The sequence below is a fragment of the Staphylococcus microti genome (assembly GCF_000934465.1).
In the GTDB taxonomy this organism is placed as follows: Bacteria; Bacillota; Bacilli; order Staphylococcales; family Staphylococcaceae; genus Staphylococcus; species Staphylococcus microti.
Map to the genome: position 1 here is coordinate 39736 of NZ_JXWY01000002.1, position 17442 is coordinate 57177.

Sequence of the window (17442 nt, forward strand, 5' to 3'; positions counted from 1 at the left end):
TGTGTTTTGAATATAGTTCTAATTAGCTTTATTTATTTTTTAAACAACAAATTTTGCGCAACAAAATATTTTGTCGCGAAAAGATATTACATTTTAATAAAAAGTGTTACTTTATTGTTGTCAACTCACTTAGAGGGGAAGACAGTACTAAATAAAGAAAGAGGTAAAACGCTATGTTCAAAAAAATATTTGCAACATTGAGTTTAGTTACAACGATATGCTTGTTCAACAACAGTCATATCACATCAGCTGCTGAAGCGACGGATACTTTAGATTCAGTGGAAACAACTGATATCACAACACCAACATTCGACGATACAACGACATCAGATGATATATCGGAAGCAGCAGAAAATATGGAACAACCTACATCAATCATTGATGCGTCACTTGAAGTTACTGACAATCCTGATAATACAACATCGACAATGAGCGACACTTCTGAGGCAATAGACAATCCTAATAATACGACTTCAACAATTGATGACTCTTCTGATGTAACAGAAGCACCTACACCTACTATTGAAGGTATGCCTAAAGAAAATTTAAAACCATTCGTGGCCGATACTTCATCTAATGAAAAAGTTATTGGGGTAGATAGCCGAACAGTTGTCAAAAACTATTTAGCAAACCCCTATAAAAAAATTGTCCTTCTAAAAATGCATTTTAAAACCGGCTTTTTTTCTGGTACTGGCGCGATGATTAATAAAAATACCGTTTTAACAGCCGCACATAATGTATATGATTATGCGTCAAAAAGTTTTGCTGATCAAATTACTGTTTTAGCTGGTGTAGCACCCGGCAAGATTCCTTTAGGCACAGCAACAGCAATCCAAAAATTTGTTCCTGACGAATGGATCAATTCCGGGGCTTCAGAACATGATTTTGCTGTATTAAAGTTAAATAACGACTTAGGCAATAAAACTGGCTTTTTTACTTTTTCACAAGACATTTCACTTAATCAGCCACTACAAATTGCTGGTTATCCTGGAGATAAAAAAACTCATACACAATATACAGGAAAAGGTACTTTATTAGACTTTAACAAAGACAACCTTTTTTATAATGTAGACACTTATAACGGAGAAAGTGGGAGTCCTATTTTGAATGCACAAAATGAGATTATAGGCGTTCACACGAATGGTCCTGGTGGCTACAATTATGGAACACGTATAAACAATGACAAATTAGCACTTATCAAACAATGGAGTATTGATCCAAAACCTGTTAAACATGATAAAGACATTACAATCACTAAACCTAACATCAATATAGGGAAAGATTTAAACGTATACACGCCCCATTCTAATAAAAATAGCAAGTTACGTAAGCCATATCAGCCAAAATATATTTATACACGTCCAAATGTTTATACATATCTATCATTACTTAACAATTATAATGATTTAAAAAGATACGTGAACAAAGTGGAAAAGAATGATTTATTTGCTACAAAGGCCAACAGATATGTAAAACCAACTTCAAAAAAAGCTGTAATATGGACGTCTCTGGATGTCAAAAAAATCACACAAAGTGCTAAACGCTACAACAAAGCATTTAAAGTAACGGGTATCTACACGCTCAAAAAAGGAAATATTATGTTTTATACGATCGAAACAATAAATGGCTCGGTTACGTTAATAGTCAAGCCACAAGATAAAATGAAAGGCTTCTAATCATACAAATAACCTATGCAACATATGACGCAGTACTCGTATCAATCAAACATTGATAGAAAAATAAATCCTTTTCTTATGGGCATATGCATAAAAGCGTTTTCATTCAATATGCAACTTAATTCGTTATCATCAATTTGGTGTAATCATCATCATCAAGAAAAACGCTGTAATGACTATGGATAAAGCCTCATATAACTAGACTGGCAAACACAATTTTTATCAATTTTACTCCCCTTTTTTGAAATAACAGATCTATTAGTAAAAATTTTTCACACAAAAAGATATTGCATATTGATAAAAAGTGTTACTTTATTGTTATCAGCTCAATTAGATAGAAAGACGAGTAATAAATTGGAAAAGAGGAAGAACCGATGATCAAAAAAGTGTTTGCGACATTAAGTTTAGTCACAACAATTTGCTTGTTCAACAACGTGCAGGTCACATTTGCAGAAGAAACTAGTGCTACATTAGAGTCAGTGGACACAACTGATGTAACACTAACACTCGATGATATGCCTAAATCTGATGAATTACCAGAAGCAGCAGAACCTTTCGAAGCACCTACATCTACCATTGATGAGCCAACTGAAGTAGTTGACAACCCTGACATTACTACACCAGCTCTTAGTGATACTTCAGAAGCAACAGATAATCTTGATAATACGACACCAGTAATTGACGGCTCTTCTAAAGTAACAGAATCATATGAAACACCTACTACTACCATTGACACACCTATAGAAAGTGCCCCTGATACTTCATCTAATGAAAAGGTTATTGGGGTAGATAGCCGAACAGTTGTTAAAAACTATTTAGCAGATCCCTACAAAAAAATTGTTCTTTTAAAAATGCATTTTAAAAACGGATTTTTTTCTGGTACTGGCGCAATGATTAATAAAAACACTGTTTTAACAGCGGCACATAATGTGTACGACTTTGCTTCAAAAAGTTTTGCTGATCAAATTACTGTTTTAGCTGGTGTAGCACCTGGAAAACTCCCTTTAGGAACAGCATCAGTTATACAAAAATTTGTCCCTAAAGAATGGATAAATTCTGGGTCTTCAGAACATGATTTTGCTGTGTTAAAACTAGATAACGATTTAGGCAATAAAACTGGCTTTTTTACTTTTTCATCAGACGTTTCAATTAATCAGCCGATACAAATTGCTGGTTACCCTGGAGACAAAGAATCCAATACACAATATTCAGGAAAAGGTAAGCTAATTAGAGTTACAGACCATAATCTTTATTATGATGTAGACACATATAATGGTGAAAGTGGCAGTCCTATATTAAATGACAAAAATTTGATTATAGGTGTACACACTGCTGGTCCTGGGGGATACAACTTTGGAACACGTATAAACACCGCAAAATTAGCCCTCATTAAACAATGGAGCGCTGACATACAAGAACTGAAATACGATAAAAAAGTCACAATTTCCAAGTCAAAAATTATCGTATGGAAAGACTTGAAAATCCATGACCGAGTTAATGATAATAGCCTCACATTAGGTAGAGTTTGTATTGCTAAAAATGAATATATCCATCCAAATGGATACAGATACTTGTCTTTATTTGACCATCGTAATAACTTTCTCGGCTATTTTAATACAAACGATGTAACAGACTTAGTAGCAGTAAAATTCGACAAAAATGTAAAAATAATTTCAAAAGATTATGGCATTTGGGGAAACTTTTTCTGGAATAAGAAATTGGGGCTCACTTCAAAATACTACAATCAAACGCTAAAAGCCAAATACGTATACACACTTGGAAATGGCGCTAAGTATTATTCTCTATACGATCAAAACAATAAGTGGATTGGCTACGTTAACAGTCAAGCCACAAGATAAAAGGAGTGAAAATGATGTCAAAGAAAACAATTTGTGTCTCTTTATTAGCAACAGCTACTTTAACTGGATTAGCAAACAATACTTTTGCTGCGACAAATCAAACTGATCCACATACACTTACAGATTATGATATTCTCAATGCTCCGGCGACACCTGTCGGAGAAGAACCACCTTACTTATCAAATAGCATGACAACTGGCGGAGAGGATCCAACATCTTTAGGCTCTGCTAGTCACAATCAAAATTCTAATGGCAACGAGCCAACCAATAATGTGATAAATGGTTCTACATCAACTACACCTGTTCAAACACCACCGCAACAAGTGACACCAGATAATATCACACCACAGCCAGCTCAAACACCAACGACATCACATACGAATTCGAAAGTATTGCCAAATACTGGCGGGGGTACACAAACATCAACACTTGCTATCTTTAGCATATTATTATTAGGCGGTTCTCTTTTGGCTTATCGTCCAGTTACAACTTTATTCAAATCTAAACAATAAATGATTATAACTTAACACCCCGATACTTCAAGTTGCTTTGTTGCACTTGTTGTGTTGGGGTGTTTTTTTGCCAATAAAAAAAGCAATCTCGTTTGTAGGAACACAGACAAAATCGCTTTTTACATATTTAAAAATCAAGTAGTTTCTTTTTCAATGCATATTCGACAAGCTCTGGTTTCGATTTTAAATCAAGCTTATCCATGATACGTGTTTTATGTGCTTCAACGGTCTTAACTGATACGAAGAGTTTTTCGGCAATGTCTTTATTGCCGTAGCCTTTCGCAATAAGTGGCAGAATCTCCAACTCTCTTTTGGACAGTATTTTAAAGGGGTCATTTGAATAAGTATCATCATTAGAAGATTGTACAAACTCTTTCACTAATGATGTGGTCATCTTAGGATCAATGTATGTTTGACCTTTATAAACCGTTCTAATTGCCAATAACAGTTGTTCATCGGGTGCGTTTTTTAAAATATAGCCACTTGCACCGCTTCTCAAGACATGAAATAGATATTCTTCGTCATCAAACATCGTTAGAATTAATATCTTTGTGTCTGGAAAACTGTCTCGTATTTTACTCGTTGCAATCAAGCCTGACTCACCTGGGGGCATACTCAAGTCCATGATCAGTACATCAGGTTCATGTTCCATCACTTTTTGATACGCCTCTACTCCATCTGCAGCAGTTCCAACGACTTCCATATCTTCTTGGAAATTCAAAATCATCGAAAACCCTGTGCGTACGACCGCGTGATCATCTGCAATTACGATCTTCATGCGCTTATTCCCCTCACTTTTGGTTAATCGGTACATCAAGTGACACAATCGTACCTTTGCCTTTTTGTGTTTCAATATCAAGGTGTCCATTAACCAGTTCAGCACGTTCATTCATACCATAGAGACCGAGTCCTGAACCTTTTGGCGAATCACTCGGTTCAAATCCTTGTCCTTGATCAGATACTTCCGCATACAACGTGTCTTCTGTACGTCTGATTGACACATCGACTGAATCGACACCCGCATATTTCATCGCATTAAATACCGCTTCTTGTACAACGCGATAGACAACCGTTTCAATTTCACTATCAAAACGCTGTGGCATCATATCAAAATGATAGTTCACAACTAAGCCATAGTTCGACTCAAGTTGTTTGAAATATGACTTAAATGCCGCATCTAAGCCAAGATCATCTAATGACGATGGTCTCAACTCTAATGATAGATTGCGAATATCATCAATCAGTTTCGTCATCAAACCTTCAATATTTTTCGCACCAGCGAGTAACGTACCCATTTCTTGTTGATATTTCAAAAGACGTAATTCAACATTCACATTGATCAGTTCTTGCACGACACCATCATGTAGTTCTCGTGAAATACGTTTGCGTTCATTCTCTTGTGCAGCGATTGTCTTTTGTATCATATTACGTTGATACAATTTTTCTTGTCGCTGTATCTGTGGTGTCACATTTTGTAATGTAAAAGCTTTAATCTGGTTCGCTTCATCAATCGTTTGATACGTTGCTGTAAACGGTTCGACTTTGTTATCAGTTGTCTTCATAAACACTTGAAAAGCTGTATTGCCAACTTCTTCTGAGTCTAGAAAACAGTTATAACACGTGCGTAAAGCATGCTCATTCGTATAGCCTTCACAACGACCACAAATCGTATTGGAAATACCACTCAAATCATTTTCAGGCGATATTACGCGCTCTGCTGCTTCATTCATATAGATAACCTTTCCCTCGGCATCTATGAACAAAATCATTTCAGACGTACGATGATAATATGCGTTTAAAAATGTTGAAAGTTTACCAAGTTGTTGCTGTTGTGTCATTATTGCATCACCTTATCCTCGCTCGTTAAACTGCCTATTCCTCTAATCTCAGATATATCTCTTGCAATTTTTGGCAATGGTGTATTGTCACGTTGCCCAAATAACAACACCCCTTTGACACGGTGATTGTGCCAAAGCGGTATTGCAATCATGGAAGTGAGTTGTTCACTAATCAGTATCGGATAGTTAAACAAAGCACTTTGAATCTGCTGTTCGTTCGCATCTGTAATAATCATCGGCTTCCCTGTTTTCATAACATTGCCCGCTACGCCACGTCCATAGCGCAATTCGATGCGTTGATATCTTTCATTCAAGTTGCCTGACACGTATCTCCACTTGATCTTCGTGCCAACATGATCTTCTGTAGGTAATGCGATACCAGCAAAGTCAAATTGATATCTGAGACGTAATCTATCTAACTCGTTTTGATAATCATGTTGAGAAAAATCAATCTGGTTCACGGTCATCACTCCATATTAAATTTTGTGTTTACGATAAATAATATAACTACGGCTCGCATAAGTCAATGGTACACTCCACACATGTACTAAACGTGTGAATGGCCAACAAGCCATAATTGTAAATCCTAATATAACGTGCAATTTAAATGCAAGTGGTACATTCATCATTAAGCTTGCATCTGGACTCAGCATAAAGAGACCTCTAAACCAGATAGAAATTGATTGACGATAATCAAATTCTGGTACTGTTGCATTCGTTACTAACGTTGCATAACAACCAACAAACACAATCAGTAACAATAAGAAGTTAACAAAAATATCTGACGCTGAACTTAGACGACGTACGTTTTGTTTCGTCACACGTCTCGCAGTTAATAGAAACATACCTATCAACGTCATTATACCAAAAATACTACCGATATACACAGCACCGATATGATAGATGTGATTATTAACCCCTACACTTTCTAACCAATGCGCTGGGATTAACAATCCAACGACATGTCCGAAAAATACTGGAATAATTCCTAAGTGAAATAAAAGACTTCCCCACTTAAGCTGCTTTTTTTCAATAAACTCACTCGACTTTGCTGTCCACGAAAATTGATCAAACTTATAACGTGCAATGTGACCAATTACAAAGATTGCAAGGCAGAGGTATGGGAAGATTACCCACAAAAACTGATTAAACATGTTGTTTCACCTCATCATCTTCTACTATACAGCGCTTCAATGTTTCACGAAGTCCACGAATTAAATGGCTGTATGGATTACCTTTTTCTTCTAAATATTTCATGATTGGGTATGTGCCATCTTCAATAATCATAATGATCAGCTGCATATTTTCTTGTGCACGACTATCACCATCCACATTCGCTGCGTATAAAAACTCTAGCATTAATGGTAAATAATCCGATAGCTCATTAGATGGCATCTCAAGGCCAAACATTTCGTATAAGACCTTGAGTTTTGCCAACATTTGACCGCGCTCTTTTTGCGTATCAAACTTATTGAACGTCATATAGAGCGTTGTTTTTTTGTTGAAGTCAAATGTATCAGTGTACAGTGCTTGAATGTCTGACAAGCTTCTTTCATACATCAAATCACGATAAGTCATCACATGAGGATACGCTGGGTGATCCTCAGTGAAAACTTCATCAAATGTCTTTGGGTGGAATGTTAACTTCTCCGGGAAACTTAATTGCTGACTCATAAATCCTAAAGTGTCTTTATAGTGTTTCAGCATTTCAAGATTAATCACGGAAAATCCCTCCATAGAAACTTTCGTTGTACATTTCTTGACCTGACTTGTTGCTTGCGCCTACTGGTACGCCACAACCATCACAGTTAGAACCGAAGTACTCGCCGCCGTATCCTTGGCTACCTTGTGCAGCATATGTGTCCATGTATTGTTCTTTGTGAGATGTTGGAATAACGAAACGATCTTCGTGTTTTGCGATTGCAAGTAAGCGATACATATCTTTCGCTTGACGTTCCGTTAAACCTACACGTTCTAGACGTGATACATCGAATTCACGACCTGTGTTTTGTGCACGCATGTAGCTTCTCATCATTGCCATACGTTGTAATGAACCTTTAACAGCTGTTGTATCACCTGCTGTAAATAATTCAGCCAAGTATTGAACTGGTAAACGCATTTCTTCAATTGCTGGGAAGATTGCGTCTGGGTTATTACCAGAGTTTTTACCTTCAAAGTAGTTCATGATTGGGCTAAGTGGTGGGCAGTACCATACCATTGGCATTGTGCGATATTCTGGGTGTAATGGGAATGCCAATTTGTATTCAATCGCTAATTTGTAGATTGGAGAGTTTTGTGCTGCTTCAATCCACTCTTGTGCGATGCCATCTTTTTCAGCTTGTTCAATGACTGCTTCATCAAATGGGTTCAAGAATAAGTCTAATTGTTTTTCGTATAAATCTTGTTCGTTTTCAGCTGATGCTGCTTCTTGTACGCGGTCTGCATCATAAAGTAAGACACCTAAGTAACGCATACGACCTGTACATGTTTCAGAACATACTGTTGGTAAACCAGCTTCAACACGTGGGAAACAGAATGTACATTTTTCAGCTTTGTTTGTTTTCCAGTTGAAGTAAACTTTTTTGTATGGGCAACCTGTCATACAATAGCGCCATCCACGACATGCGTCTTGGTCAACAAGTACGATACCGTCTTCATCACGTTTGTACATTGCACCTGATGGACATGATGCCACACAGCTTGGGTTCAAGCAGTGTTCACATAAACGTGGCAAGTACATCATAAATGTTTGATCGAAGTTGAATTTAATTTCTTCTTCAATTTTTTGAATGTTAGGGTCTTGCGGTCCAGTAATGTGACCACCCGCTAAGTCATCTTCCCAGTTTGGACCCCAGTCGATGTCCATGCGTTGACCTGTCATCACTGAGTGCGCTTTCGCAACTGGTGTATGTTTAGAATCTTTCGCAGTTGTTAAATGCTCATAGTTGTATGTCCATGGCTCATAGTAGTCTTTGATCACTGGCATATCTGGGTTGTAGAAGATTTTACCTAATGCAATCTTGTTAATACGTGTCCCAGATTTTAATTCTAACTTGCCGTTTTTATTAAGTGTCCAGCCACCTTTATATTGCTCTTGGTCTTCCCAACGTTTTGGATAACCAATACCCGGTTTCGTTTCTACGTTATTGAACCACATATATTCAGCACCCGGGCGGTTTGTCCATGTGCTTTTACATGTCACACTACATGTATGACATCCAATACATTTATCTAGGTTTAATACCATTGCTACTTGTGCTTTAATCTTCAAGCCAATCCACCTCTTTCATCTTTCTCACGGCAACGTATACGTCACGTTGGTTACCGATTGGTCCGTAATAGTTAAATGAATAACTGATTTGTGCATAACCACCCATAAGTTGTGTTGGTTTTAGGTGAATACGTGTTGGTGCGTTGTGTGAACCACCGCGTGTACCAGAAATTTCTGATCCTGGTGTTTCAATATGTTTATCTTGTGCATGGTACATAAACATTGTGCCGCGTGGCATACGGTGTGATACAACTGCACGTGCCGTTACAACACCGTTTCGGTTATAAACTTCTAACCAGTCGTTGTCGTTAATATCATGTTGTGCCGCGTCTTCATTAGAAATCCAAACTGTTGGACCCCCACGGAATAGTGTCAACATGTGTTGGTTATCTTGATATGTTGAGTGGATATTCCACTTACCATGCGGTGTTAAATAACGTAATACGAGTGCATCTACGCCACCTTTAACTTCTTTATCTTTCGTACCGAATACCATTGGTGGCAACGTTGGTTTGTAAACTGGTAAAGCTTCACCGAACTGTTGGAATACCTCATGGTCAATGTAGTAACTTTGACGACCTGTCAATGTTCTAAATGGTACGAGACGTTCAATATTTGTTGTGAATGGTGAGTAACGACGACCTTGTTTGTTAGAACCTGGGAATACCGCTGTTGGAATAACTTCACGTGGTTGTGATGTAATATTCAAGAACGTAATTTTCTCAGATGCACTCTCTGCAGAAATATCTTTTAATTCCATACCTGTTTGTGCTTCAAGATCTTCGTATGATTTTTGTGATACACGGCCGTTTGTCGCAGAAGATACATTTAAAATAACGTCTGCTACTTTACGTGCTGTGTCGATACGTGGCTTATTGTTTTTCACTGTATCGTCTTCCCACTTACCAACCATACTGCGTAACTCATCATATTCTTCTTTAACTGAGAAGCTAACGCCGTGCGCGCCGACTTTACCATTTTCTAATAATGGACCGACAGAAATGAATTTGTCATGTACGTCAGTGTAAGTACGATCGACAACCGCAAATCCTGGCATTGTTTTACCTGGAATGGCTTCTACTTCGCCTTTTGTCCAGTCTTTAATCTTACCGTAAGATAATGAGATTTCTTGTTTTGAGTCGTGTGCTAACGGTGCTGTTACAACATCTTTATACGTACCAGTTAAGTGTACACGTGACATTTCAGAGAACGTCTTACTCAATGTTTTGAAAATATCCCAGTCAGAACGTGATTCCCATAACGGATCGATTGCCGGATTGAATGGGTGAATGAATGGGTGCATATCTGTTGATGAAATATCGTGTTTTTCATACCAAGTTGCTGCCGGTAACACGATGTCTGAATACAAAGGTGTTGCCGTCATACGGAAGTCTAATGACACAAGTAAGTCTAACTTACCAACCGTATCTTCGCCCCATTCGATTTCTTCTGGTTTTACTCTTTCGTTTGGTTCCGCCATTAATGCAGACTTCGTACCTAATAAATGTTTCATAAAGTACTCTTGTCCTTTAGCCGAACTTGAAATTAAGTTAGAACGCCATACGAATAATGATTTTGGATGGTTTCTACGTAAATCAGGGTTTTCAACTGCAAATTTTGTTTTACGTGATTTCACATCTTCTAATGCACGTGCTAATACCGCTTCGTTCGTAAACTCGCCAGCATCACGTGCTTCTTCACCCCATAACAAGCTGTTACGATCAAATTGTGGATATGATGGTAACCAACCATTACGTGCTGCTAGAACGTTATAGTCTGCAGGGTGTTGTAATTTAATGTTTTCAGCAAGCGGAGATGCTAAACGATCTACGCCAGACTCTTCATATTTCCATTGATCTGTCGCAAAGTAGAACCAACTTGTACCGTTTTGTAAACGTGGTGGCCCTTGCCAGTCTTTTGCGAAAGCGATTGTGCTCCAACCTTCAATTGGACGACATTTTTCTTGACCTACATAGTGCGCCCAACCACCGCCGTTCACACCTTGGCAACCACATAACACAACAAGGTTTAAGATTGAACGGTAAATAGTATCAGAGTTGAACCAGTGGTTAATACCCGCACCCATGATAATCATTGAGCGGCCACCTGTATCAATCGCATTTTGTGCAAATTCACGTGCAACTTGTGTTACAACACTTGCTTTCACGCCTGTCACTTTTTCTTGCCATGCAGGTGTGTAGAATGATGTTGCATCTTCAAAGCCTTTTGCTTCTAATTCATGACCGAAACGTTTCACACCATATTGTGCTGTCATTAAGTCATAAATTGTTGTAACGAGTGTTTCTTCGCCGTTTGCCAATGTCATTTTGCGTACTGGAATTGGACGTTCAAATACACCGTTGCCAGCGTTGTCGAAGTATGGGAATTGAATCGTTGCAAGCGCATATTCACCTGTCGCAACTGTCATCGCTGGGTCGATTTTCTCACCTTGTTCGTTTTCTAACTTAAGGTTCCACTGCTTGCCTTCTTCCCAACGTTGACCCATTGTACCGTTTGGCACTTGAATTGTATCTGTGAATGTATCGAATACAACTGGTTTCCATTCACTGTTTTCTGACGTACTGCCAAAGTCACTTGAACGTAAGAAACGTCCCGCTTTATAACCTTTCTCATCCTTATCTAAACGAATCACGAAAGGCATATCCGAATATTGTTTCGCATAGTTGATAAACATTTCAGACGGTGTGTCTTCATAAAACTCTTGTAAAATCACGTGCGTCATCGCTTGCGCAATCGCTGCGTCTGTACCAGGATTTGGCGCTAACCAGTTATCCGCAAACTTTACGTTTTCCGCATAGTCTGGTGCGACAGAAACAACTTTTGCCCCTTTATAACGAACTTCCGTCATAAAGTGTGCGTCTGGTGTACGTGTTAATGGTACGTTAGAACCCCACATCATGACGTATGACGCATTGTACCAGTCACTTGATTCAGGTACGTCTGTTTGTTCACCCCAAATTTGTGGTGATGCTGGTGGTAAATCCGCATACCAGTCGTAGAAACTTAACATTTCGCCACCAAGTAATGAGATAAAACGTGCACCCGCTGCGTAGCTGATCATAGACATCGCTGGGATTGGTGTGAAACCTGCGATACGGTCTGGACCGTCTTTCTTGATCGTGTAAATCAATTGTGCCGAAATCAGTTGTGCGACATCTTTCCAGTTCGCACGCACATGGCCACCTTTACCACGTGCTGATTTGTAAGTACGTGCTTTGTCTTCATCTTCAACGATAGACGCCCATGCTTTAATTGGATCTTGATGTTCCGCTAGAGCTTGTTTCCAAAGATCCCACAGTTTCCCTCTAATGTATGGGTATTTAATACGTAATGGACTGTATTCATACCATGAAAATGACGCACCACGTGGACAACCACGAGGTTCGAATTCTGGCATATCCGGTCCACAGCTTGGATAGTCTATTTGTTGGTTTTCCCAAGTAATGACACCATTCTTTACAAACACTTTCCATGAGCATGATCCCGTACAGTTAACACCGTGTGTTGTACGTACGACTTTGTCATGACTCCATCTTTCTCTGTACATTTTTTCCCATTCACGGCTTTTATGTTCCAAAACCGACCAGTTACCGTTAAACTTTTCAGTTGGCTTAAAGAAGTTTAATCCAAATTTTGCCATATTCATCCTCCTCAAAAGACATAGACTTTCCTTATTATTTTCATTGTACTTTTGTTCAATTTTTCACGATACTAGGGAATCACCTATTTATATGAGCAGATTCCCTAGTTGTTCAAAAAATCACAAACCGTTGAAAACCGCGCCACGCCTAGTTGATAACGCTTCTCACTGTCGTTAAGAGATGACAATAAAAAGTGGACAGTCCACGTTTCTTTAAAACGTGTGCTGCCCACTTTTGAGATGTCGTTTTGGCTGGATCTATGTCAAGAATACGGACACAGTAAAAAGAAAATTCTATCGCTCTTCACTTACTTGCCTCACGATCCATGATCCTAGGACATAATTCCAGGATCTTTTTTACAAAAAAAATAAAGCACTTCCTTTAAATTTGTTAATAACCACAAAAACAAAAAAGAAGCGCTTTATATGTATAAAGAGTAGGACATACTTCAACTCATACTACCAATCGCAACTGAAATGACATCTTTTTCCCTAATACATTCTAATCTTTTCTATTAAAGACTCAACATCTTTATTTACAAAACTCGTTACATCAAAGGGTAAATCCACTGATACATTACCAACATAATACGATTTATCCGCATGTTTCAGTAGTTCATAGTCATTAACATCATTTCCGAAAGCGATGTACGACTCATCCCCAATAATCTTTTGTAATGTAGAATGTTTATTTATTCCCTTAGCAGGAATATCAATATTTCTTTCATCATCATGATTAATGATTGATAGCATGTCTTGAAATCTTGAAATGTACTTTTTTATATCTTCATATAATGAAACAGGAATATCTACTAAAATTATCTTAATAGGTTCTTCAATCTTGTGAATTTCGAGTTTTTCAGCCAAGTTATCTGGATCTAATTGTTTGTATATTATATTATTTGAAGTTAGATTAGAAGCGTAATTAAATGAACCATCAACTATATACTTTAAACTAAACTTTTTTATTTCTGCATATTCACGCTCATTTATGGCTTTTATTACTTCTATAGATTCTTTATTTTGCACAATAGAACCATTACCACCAATTGAAGCATCGTATTTTAATTCTTTTACAATAGGCAATAAATCACGTATAGGTCTAGCGGATGCAAAAATAATGGTGTTACTTTCTCCAAGCCTTTTTATTTCGTTCGCTAGATTTCTTTCAATATATTGTCCATTGAAACAAATAGTTCCATCTACATCAAATACAATATTCACGTACCATTCCCCCTTTCGCAAGAGTTATATTAGCACAAACACGTACTATAATCAATTTCACTATGTTAAAATTCGCTTTTCCCCCTTTTTTTTAATAGAATGACCTTTTAAACTAATTACGTAAAATAGAGATAATTATGATTCAATTTATAGCCCAATCTATTTTTCTAAATATTATCACGTCAGAAATGTATAAAGACATGAAAATAACCCTATAGACCGACGCTTTTTTAAGTGTCTAATCTATAGGGTCCAGTTTATTTTAAGGAAATACTGTCCACTTTTTATGTTACACCCTCAAAATAAGATCCACTAAAAAAGGGTCCTTATTTCGGGGGGTTCCCGGCTAAAAACCAAAGTATAAGAACAGATAAAATAGCAACACTTAAAGAAAAAACAAACGAACTAAAAATACTCTCTGGAGACGGAAGTAAATAATGCAGTGTAGAAGTTACTAAAACAACTATCAAACCAAATTTACACCAATATAAAAATCTATTCATAAAATCACCCTTATTGGTAGCCCCAGCCAGTACTAGTCAAAACGTACTGGCCTGCTGCATCTTTTTGTGATTTAAAATTAATATATGTTCCTTTATCAGTTTGAAGATTAACCGAAACCATGGTACTTAACATAGCAACTAAAGAACCAGAAATAACTCCTCCAATTAAACCAGTAATAATCGAAAAAGCACCACTACCTAAAACAGCTATCGTTTTAGTATAAGCTGATGATAAATACAGTGTAGATGTACCATCACCATGATCCACAAATTGAGTTTTACCAGCTCTCAGTTGATCTTGAGCTTTATAAAATTCTATTTCTTCTTTAAAGAAAATTTAACATTCCCCTAATAAACTTCCACATATACATATTAACACAAAAATTTTAATAATCAAAATATTAAGATTCTTTGTGTTAATCATAATAAATGCTCTAATCATGTATTTTGAAGTCACACTCATTTTTAGTACATTAAAAGCTATAATTCAGTATCCAAATGAATGAAAAAGCCCAAACAGAATATCATTAACATTCTATTTGAGCTTTTAATTTTATCGATTCGTCGCACTTACGCTACATGTTTACGGCGTACGACCATCAGGCCTGCGCCGACGAGTAAGTAGCCAATTGCCAATGGACCTACTGCTGCTTGACCTGTCGCTGGTAACGTTTCCCCACTGTTTCCAGCCATCGTTCCAACCACATGTCCAGTCATCGTTCCGTTTGCCACTTGCGTTGCTGCCACTGTGCCATGATGTCCGACTGTCGGCGTAACATCACTGTCTGTTGCAGCCGGTTGTTGTGGCGAAACAGGGAATGGGATGACCTTCCCTGGTGTGTTTTGACCAGGTTGCGGTGTTTCTTGTGGTGCATTTGGTTGTTCTGTTACAGGTGGTTCTACTACTGGTGTCTCACCTTTAGCAGGTTCACCCAATAGCATGCGTTGTGGTTCTGTTGTGTCGTATTGTGATAAGTCAGCGTGTTTCAAGTAGTCTGCCATGACTTTATCGAGCGACACGCCTTCTTCACGTGGACCGCCAAACATATCAAAACCGTCGCCACCAGACGCTGTAAAGTCGTTCGTTGCAACGTTATAAATGCGTGTTAAGTCTAGCGGTTCATATTGACCTGTTTGTTTGTTTAACACTTGTACTTCATTCACACGTTGTCCAGGTGCTTTGTTCATGTCATAGTACACGCGTACACCTTTTGAAATTTGTAACAAACCACCATTCGCTGTGAATTGTGTTTTGCCATCCACTGTTTGTGTCGGTGCACTCAAGCTGTGTTCAAATGCTTTTAACACATTTTCGCCTGACACTTTAATTTGTGCAATCGTGTTACCGAATGGCAATACTGTGATCACATCACTTAACTTCACAGTCCCCGGTGTAATAGATGCACGAATACCGCCAGAGTTTGTCACCGCAAAGTCTGATGGTGTACTAAAACCATGTTGTCCATAAGCTTCCATTGCATCTGCCACGGCATCGCCTAAGTTTGTTTCTTGTGTACGTACGTCATCACGTTCGCCTTTAAAATGAATTGTGTTATTCGGAATAATGACTTCAGATGTTGCTTCTAAATAGGCATCGTTTGCTTTGTCTAATTGTGCTTTTAATTCTGCATTCGGTGTAATATCTGCCACATCTTTCACATTAATCAATGTCGCTTTCGCATTGCTTAACTTGCCGTCTGTCACATCAAATGTCACTTTACCGACATTCGCTAATGCTGTACCCGTTTGTGCCAAAACATCTGTCCCAAACATTTGACCGTTGTCTAACACTGTATGTGAGTGCCCATCAATCACAACAATTGGATGTTTGAAGTCTGACATCGCATGTAATTGTTGCGTTAAGTAGTCGCCACGCCATTTTTGTTGCGTTGACGGATCAATTCCTAAGTGAGATAAAATGACAAATGCGTCTACTTTGTCGTTCAACAACTTCATTTCACGTGTCACTGATTCTAATGGATCAGCAAAACTAACCCCTACGATACCTTCTGGGTTTGTCTTCGTCTGCGTTTCAGGCGTTGTCACACCAATAATACCGTAGTTCAAACCGTTTTTATTAATAACCGTTGAAGGTTGGAACGCTAACTTACCGTCTTTGTATACATTCGCACTTAGTAACGGAAAGTTCAAAATACCTTCCAACTTTTTCAATTGGTCATAACCAAAATCAAATTCGTGATTACCGATCGTCATCGCATCGTAACCCACTTCATTCATTGCTTTCGCCATTTCTTCCCCTTTGGATTGGTTAGAAACGGGTAGTCCTTGAAATGCATCGCCCGCATCGACCATTAAGTCTGGCTGTTGTTGTTCTTTCAATGTTTTCAACTTCGCCATACCAATGACACGACCATTCTCTTCAATCATACGTCCATGAATATCGTTCGTATGTAAAATCGTATGTGTCTTTGTCTGATCTGCTTTTGGACTGTCACTCATTGTTGCTTCATCTTGCCCAGACGTTGTAGGTACCGCTTCTGGTTGTACTTCTGGCATCGTCACATCATCCGCTGATTCCACACCATTTGCGGTATCTGTTGCTGTGGTGTCCGCCACTTCGGATGGTGCCGCCTGTTTCTCAACCGTACTTACAGGCTCTGATGTGTCAGATACCAGTTCAGTCGCATTGCTTGGCTCAGTTGCCGTCATATCAGTTGTTTCTGCATGTGCCGAACTCAAGCCTAAAATACCACAAAAACCGAAAATCAATGCAAATACTGCTATCCATCGAAAAACTGTCTGCTTCATTTGAAACCTCCTTATATGATGTATTGAACACTTCTATCGTAGCACATTTATGTCGCCAATTTTATTGATTTTTCAATAATTTAATTTGAAAATATCTTTTATTGAACAAATAATGACAACGCTACCAAA

General features: G+C 38.1%; 13 protein-coding genes. 3 read left to right on the top strand and 10 right to left on the bottom strand.

The window, feature by feature from the left end; translation table 11 throughout:
- The first annotated feature begins 173 nt into the window (after positions 1-173).
- From TP70_RS11720 to TP70_RS00395, 3 genes are all read left to right on the top strand, one after another.
- Complete coding sequence (locus tag TP70_RS11720) at positions 174-1676, top strand: trypsin-like serine peptidase (RefSeq protein ID WP_052502844.1); 1503 nt, start codon at positions 174-176, stop codon at positions 1674-1676.
- Positions 1677-2050: 374 nt separating this feature from the next.
- Positions 2051-3535 (top strand): trypsin-like serine peptidase, encoded by a 1485-nt coding sequence (locus TP70_RS00390; protein WP_052502845.1) that lies wholly within the window; start codon positions 2051-2053, stop codon positions 3533-3535.
- A gap of 14 nt (positions 3536-3549) precedes the next feature.
- Positions 3550-4047 (top strand): LPXTG cell wall anchor domain-containing protein, encoded by a 498-nt coding sequence (locus TP70_RS00395; RefSeq protein WP_044358531.1) that lies wholly within the window; start codon positions 3550-3552, stop codon positions 4045-4047.
- Positions 4048-4174: 127 nt separating this feature from the next.
- Here the strand turns inward: TP70_RS00395 and nreC are convergent, their stop codons facing one another.
- From nreC to TP70_RS00445, 10 genes are all read right to left on the bottom strand, one after another.
- A complete protein-coding gene (gene nreC / locus TP70_RS00400) occupies positions 4175-4825 on the bottom strand; it encodes a nitrate respiration regulation response regulator NreC (protein WP_044358532.1) in 651 nt (216 codons plus the stop codon).
- Between the two features lie 13 nt (positions 4826-4838).
- Positions 4839-5885 carry a sensor histidine kinase gene (locus tag TP70_RS00405; protein WP_044358533.1) on the bottom strand — a complete coding sequence of 349 codons (1047 nt, stop codon included), beginning with the start codon at positions 5883-5885 and terminating at the stop codon, positions 4839-4841.
- Entirely contained in the window at positions 5885-6346 is a 462-nt protein-coding gene (gene nreA / locus TP70_RS00410; protein ID WP_044358534.1) for a nitrate respiration regulation accessory nitrate sensor NreA, read from the bottom strand. Before nreA ends, TP70_RS00405 begins: the two co-directional genes overlap by 1 nt.
- Before the next feature lie 15 nt (positions 6347-6361).
- The gene (gene narI / locus TP70_RS00415) at positions 6362-7039 is read right to left on the bottom strand and encodes a respiratory nitrate reductase subunit gamma (RefSeq protein WP_044358535.1); all 678 of its coding nucleotides are present in this window, start codon (positions 7037-7039) and stop codon (positions 6362-6364) included.
- The gene (gene narJ, locus TP70_RS00420; protein WP_044358536.1) at positions 7032-7607 is read right to left on the bottom strand and encodes a nitrate reductase molybdenum cofactor assembly chaperone; all 576 of its coding nucleotides are present in this window, start codon (positions 7605-7607) and stop codon (positions 7032-7034) included. The genes narI and narJ overlap by 8 nt, the downstream gene beginning before the upstream one ends.
- Complete coding sequence (narH, locus tag TP70_RS00425; protein ID WP_044358537.1) at positions 7600-9156, bottom strand: nitrate reductase subunit beta; 1557 nt, start codon at positions 9154-9156, stop codon at positions 7600-7602. Before narH ends, narJ begins: the two co-directional genes overlap by 8 nt.
- A complete protein-coding gene (locus TP70_RS00430) occupies positions 9146-12817 on the bottom strand; it encodes a nitrate reductase subunit alpha (protein WP_044358538.1) in 3672 nt (1223 codons plus the stop codon). The genes narH and TP70_RS00430 overlap by 11 nt, the downstream gene beginning before the upstream one ends.
- 492 nt (positions 12818-13309) lie before the next feature.
- On the bottom strand, positions 13310-14041 hold the full coding sequence (locus tag TP70_RS00435; protein ID WP_044358540.1) for an HAD-IIB family hydrolase: 732 nt from the start codon (positions 14039-14041) through the stop codon (positions 13310-13312).
- Positions 14042-14554: 513 nt separating this feature from the next.
- Positions 14555-14812, bottom strand: a complete 258-nt coding sequence (locus tag TP70_RS00440; RefSeq protein ID WP_240626950.1) for a hypothetical protein — start codon at positions 14810-14812, stop codon at positions 14555-14557.
- Positions 14813-15114: 302 nt separating this feature from the next.
- On the bottom strand, positions 15115-17313 hold the full coding sequence (locus TP70_RS00445; RefSeq protein ID WP_044358541.1) for a 5'-nucleotidase C-terminal domain-containing protein: 2199 nt from the start codon (positions 17311-17313) through the stop codon (positions 15115-15117).
- Positions 17314-17442: the final 129 nt, after the last annotated feature.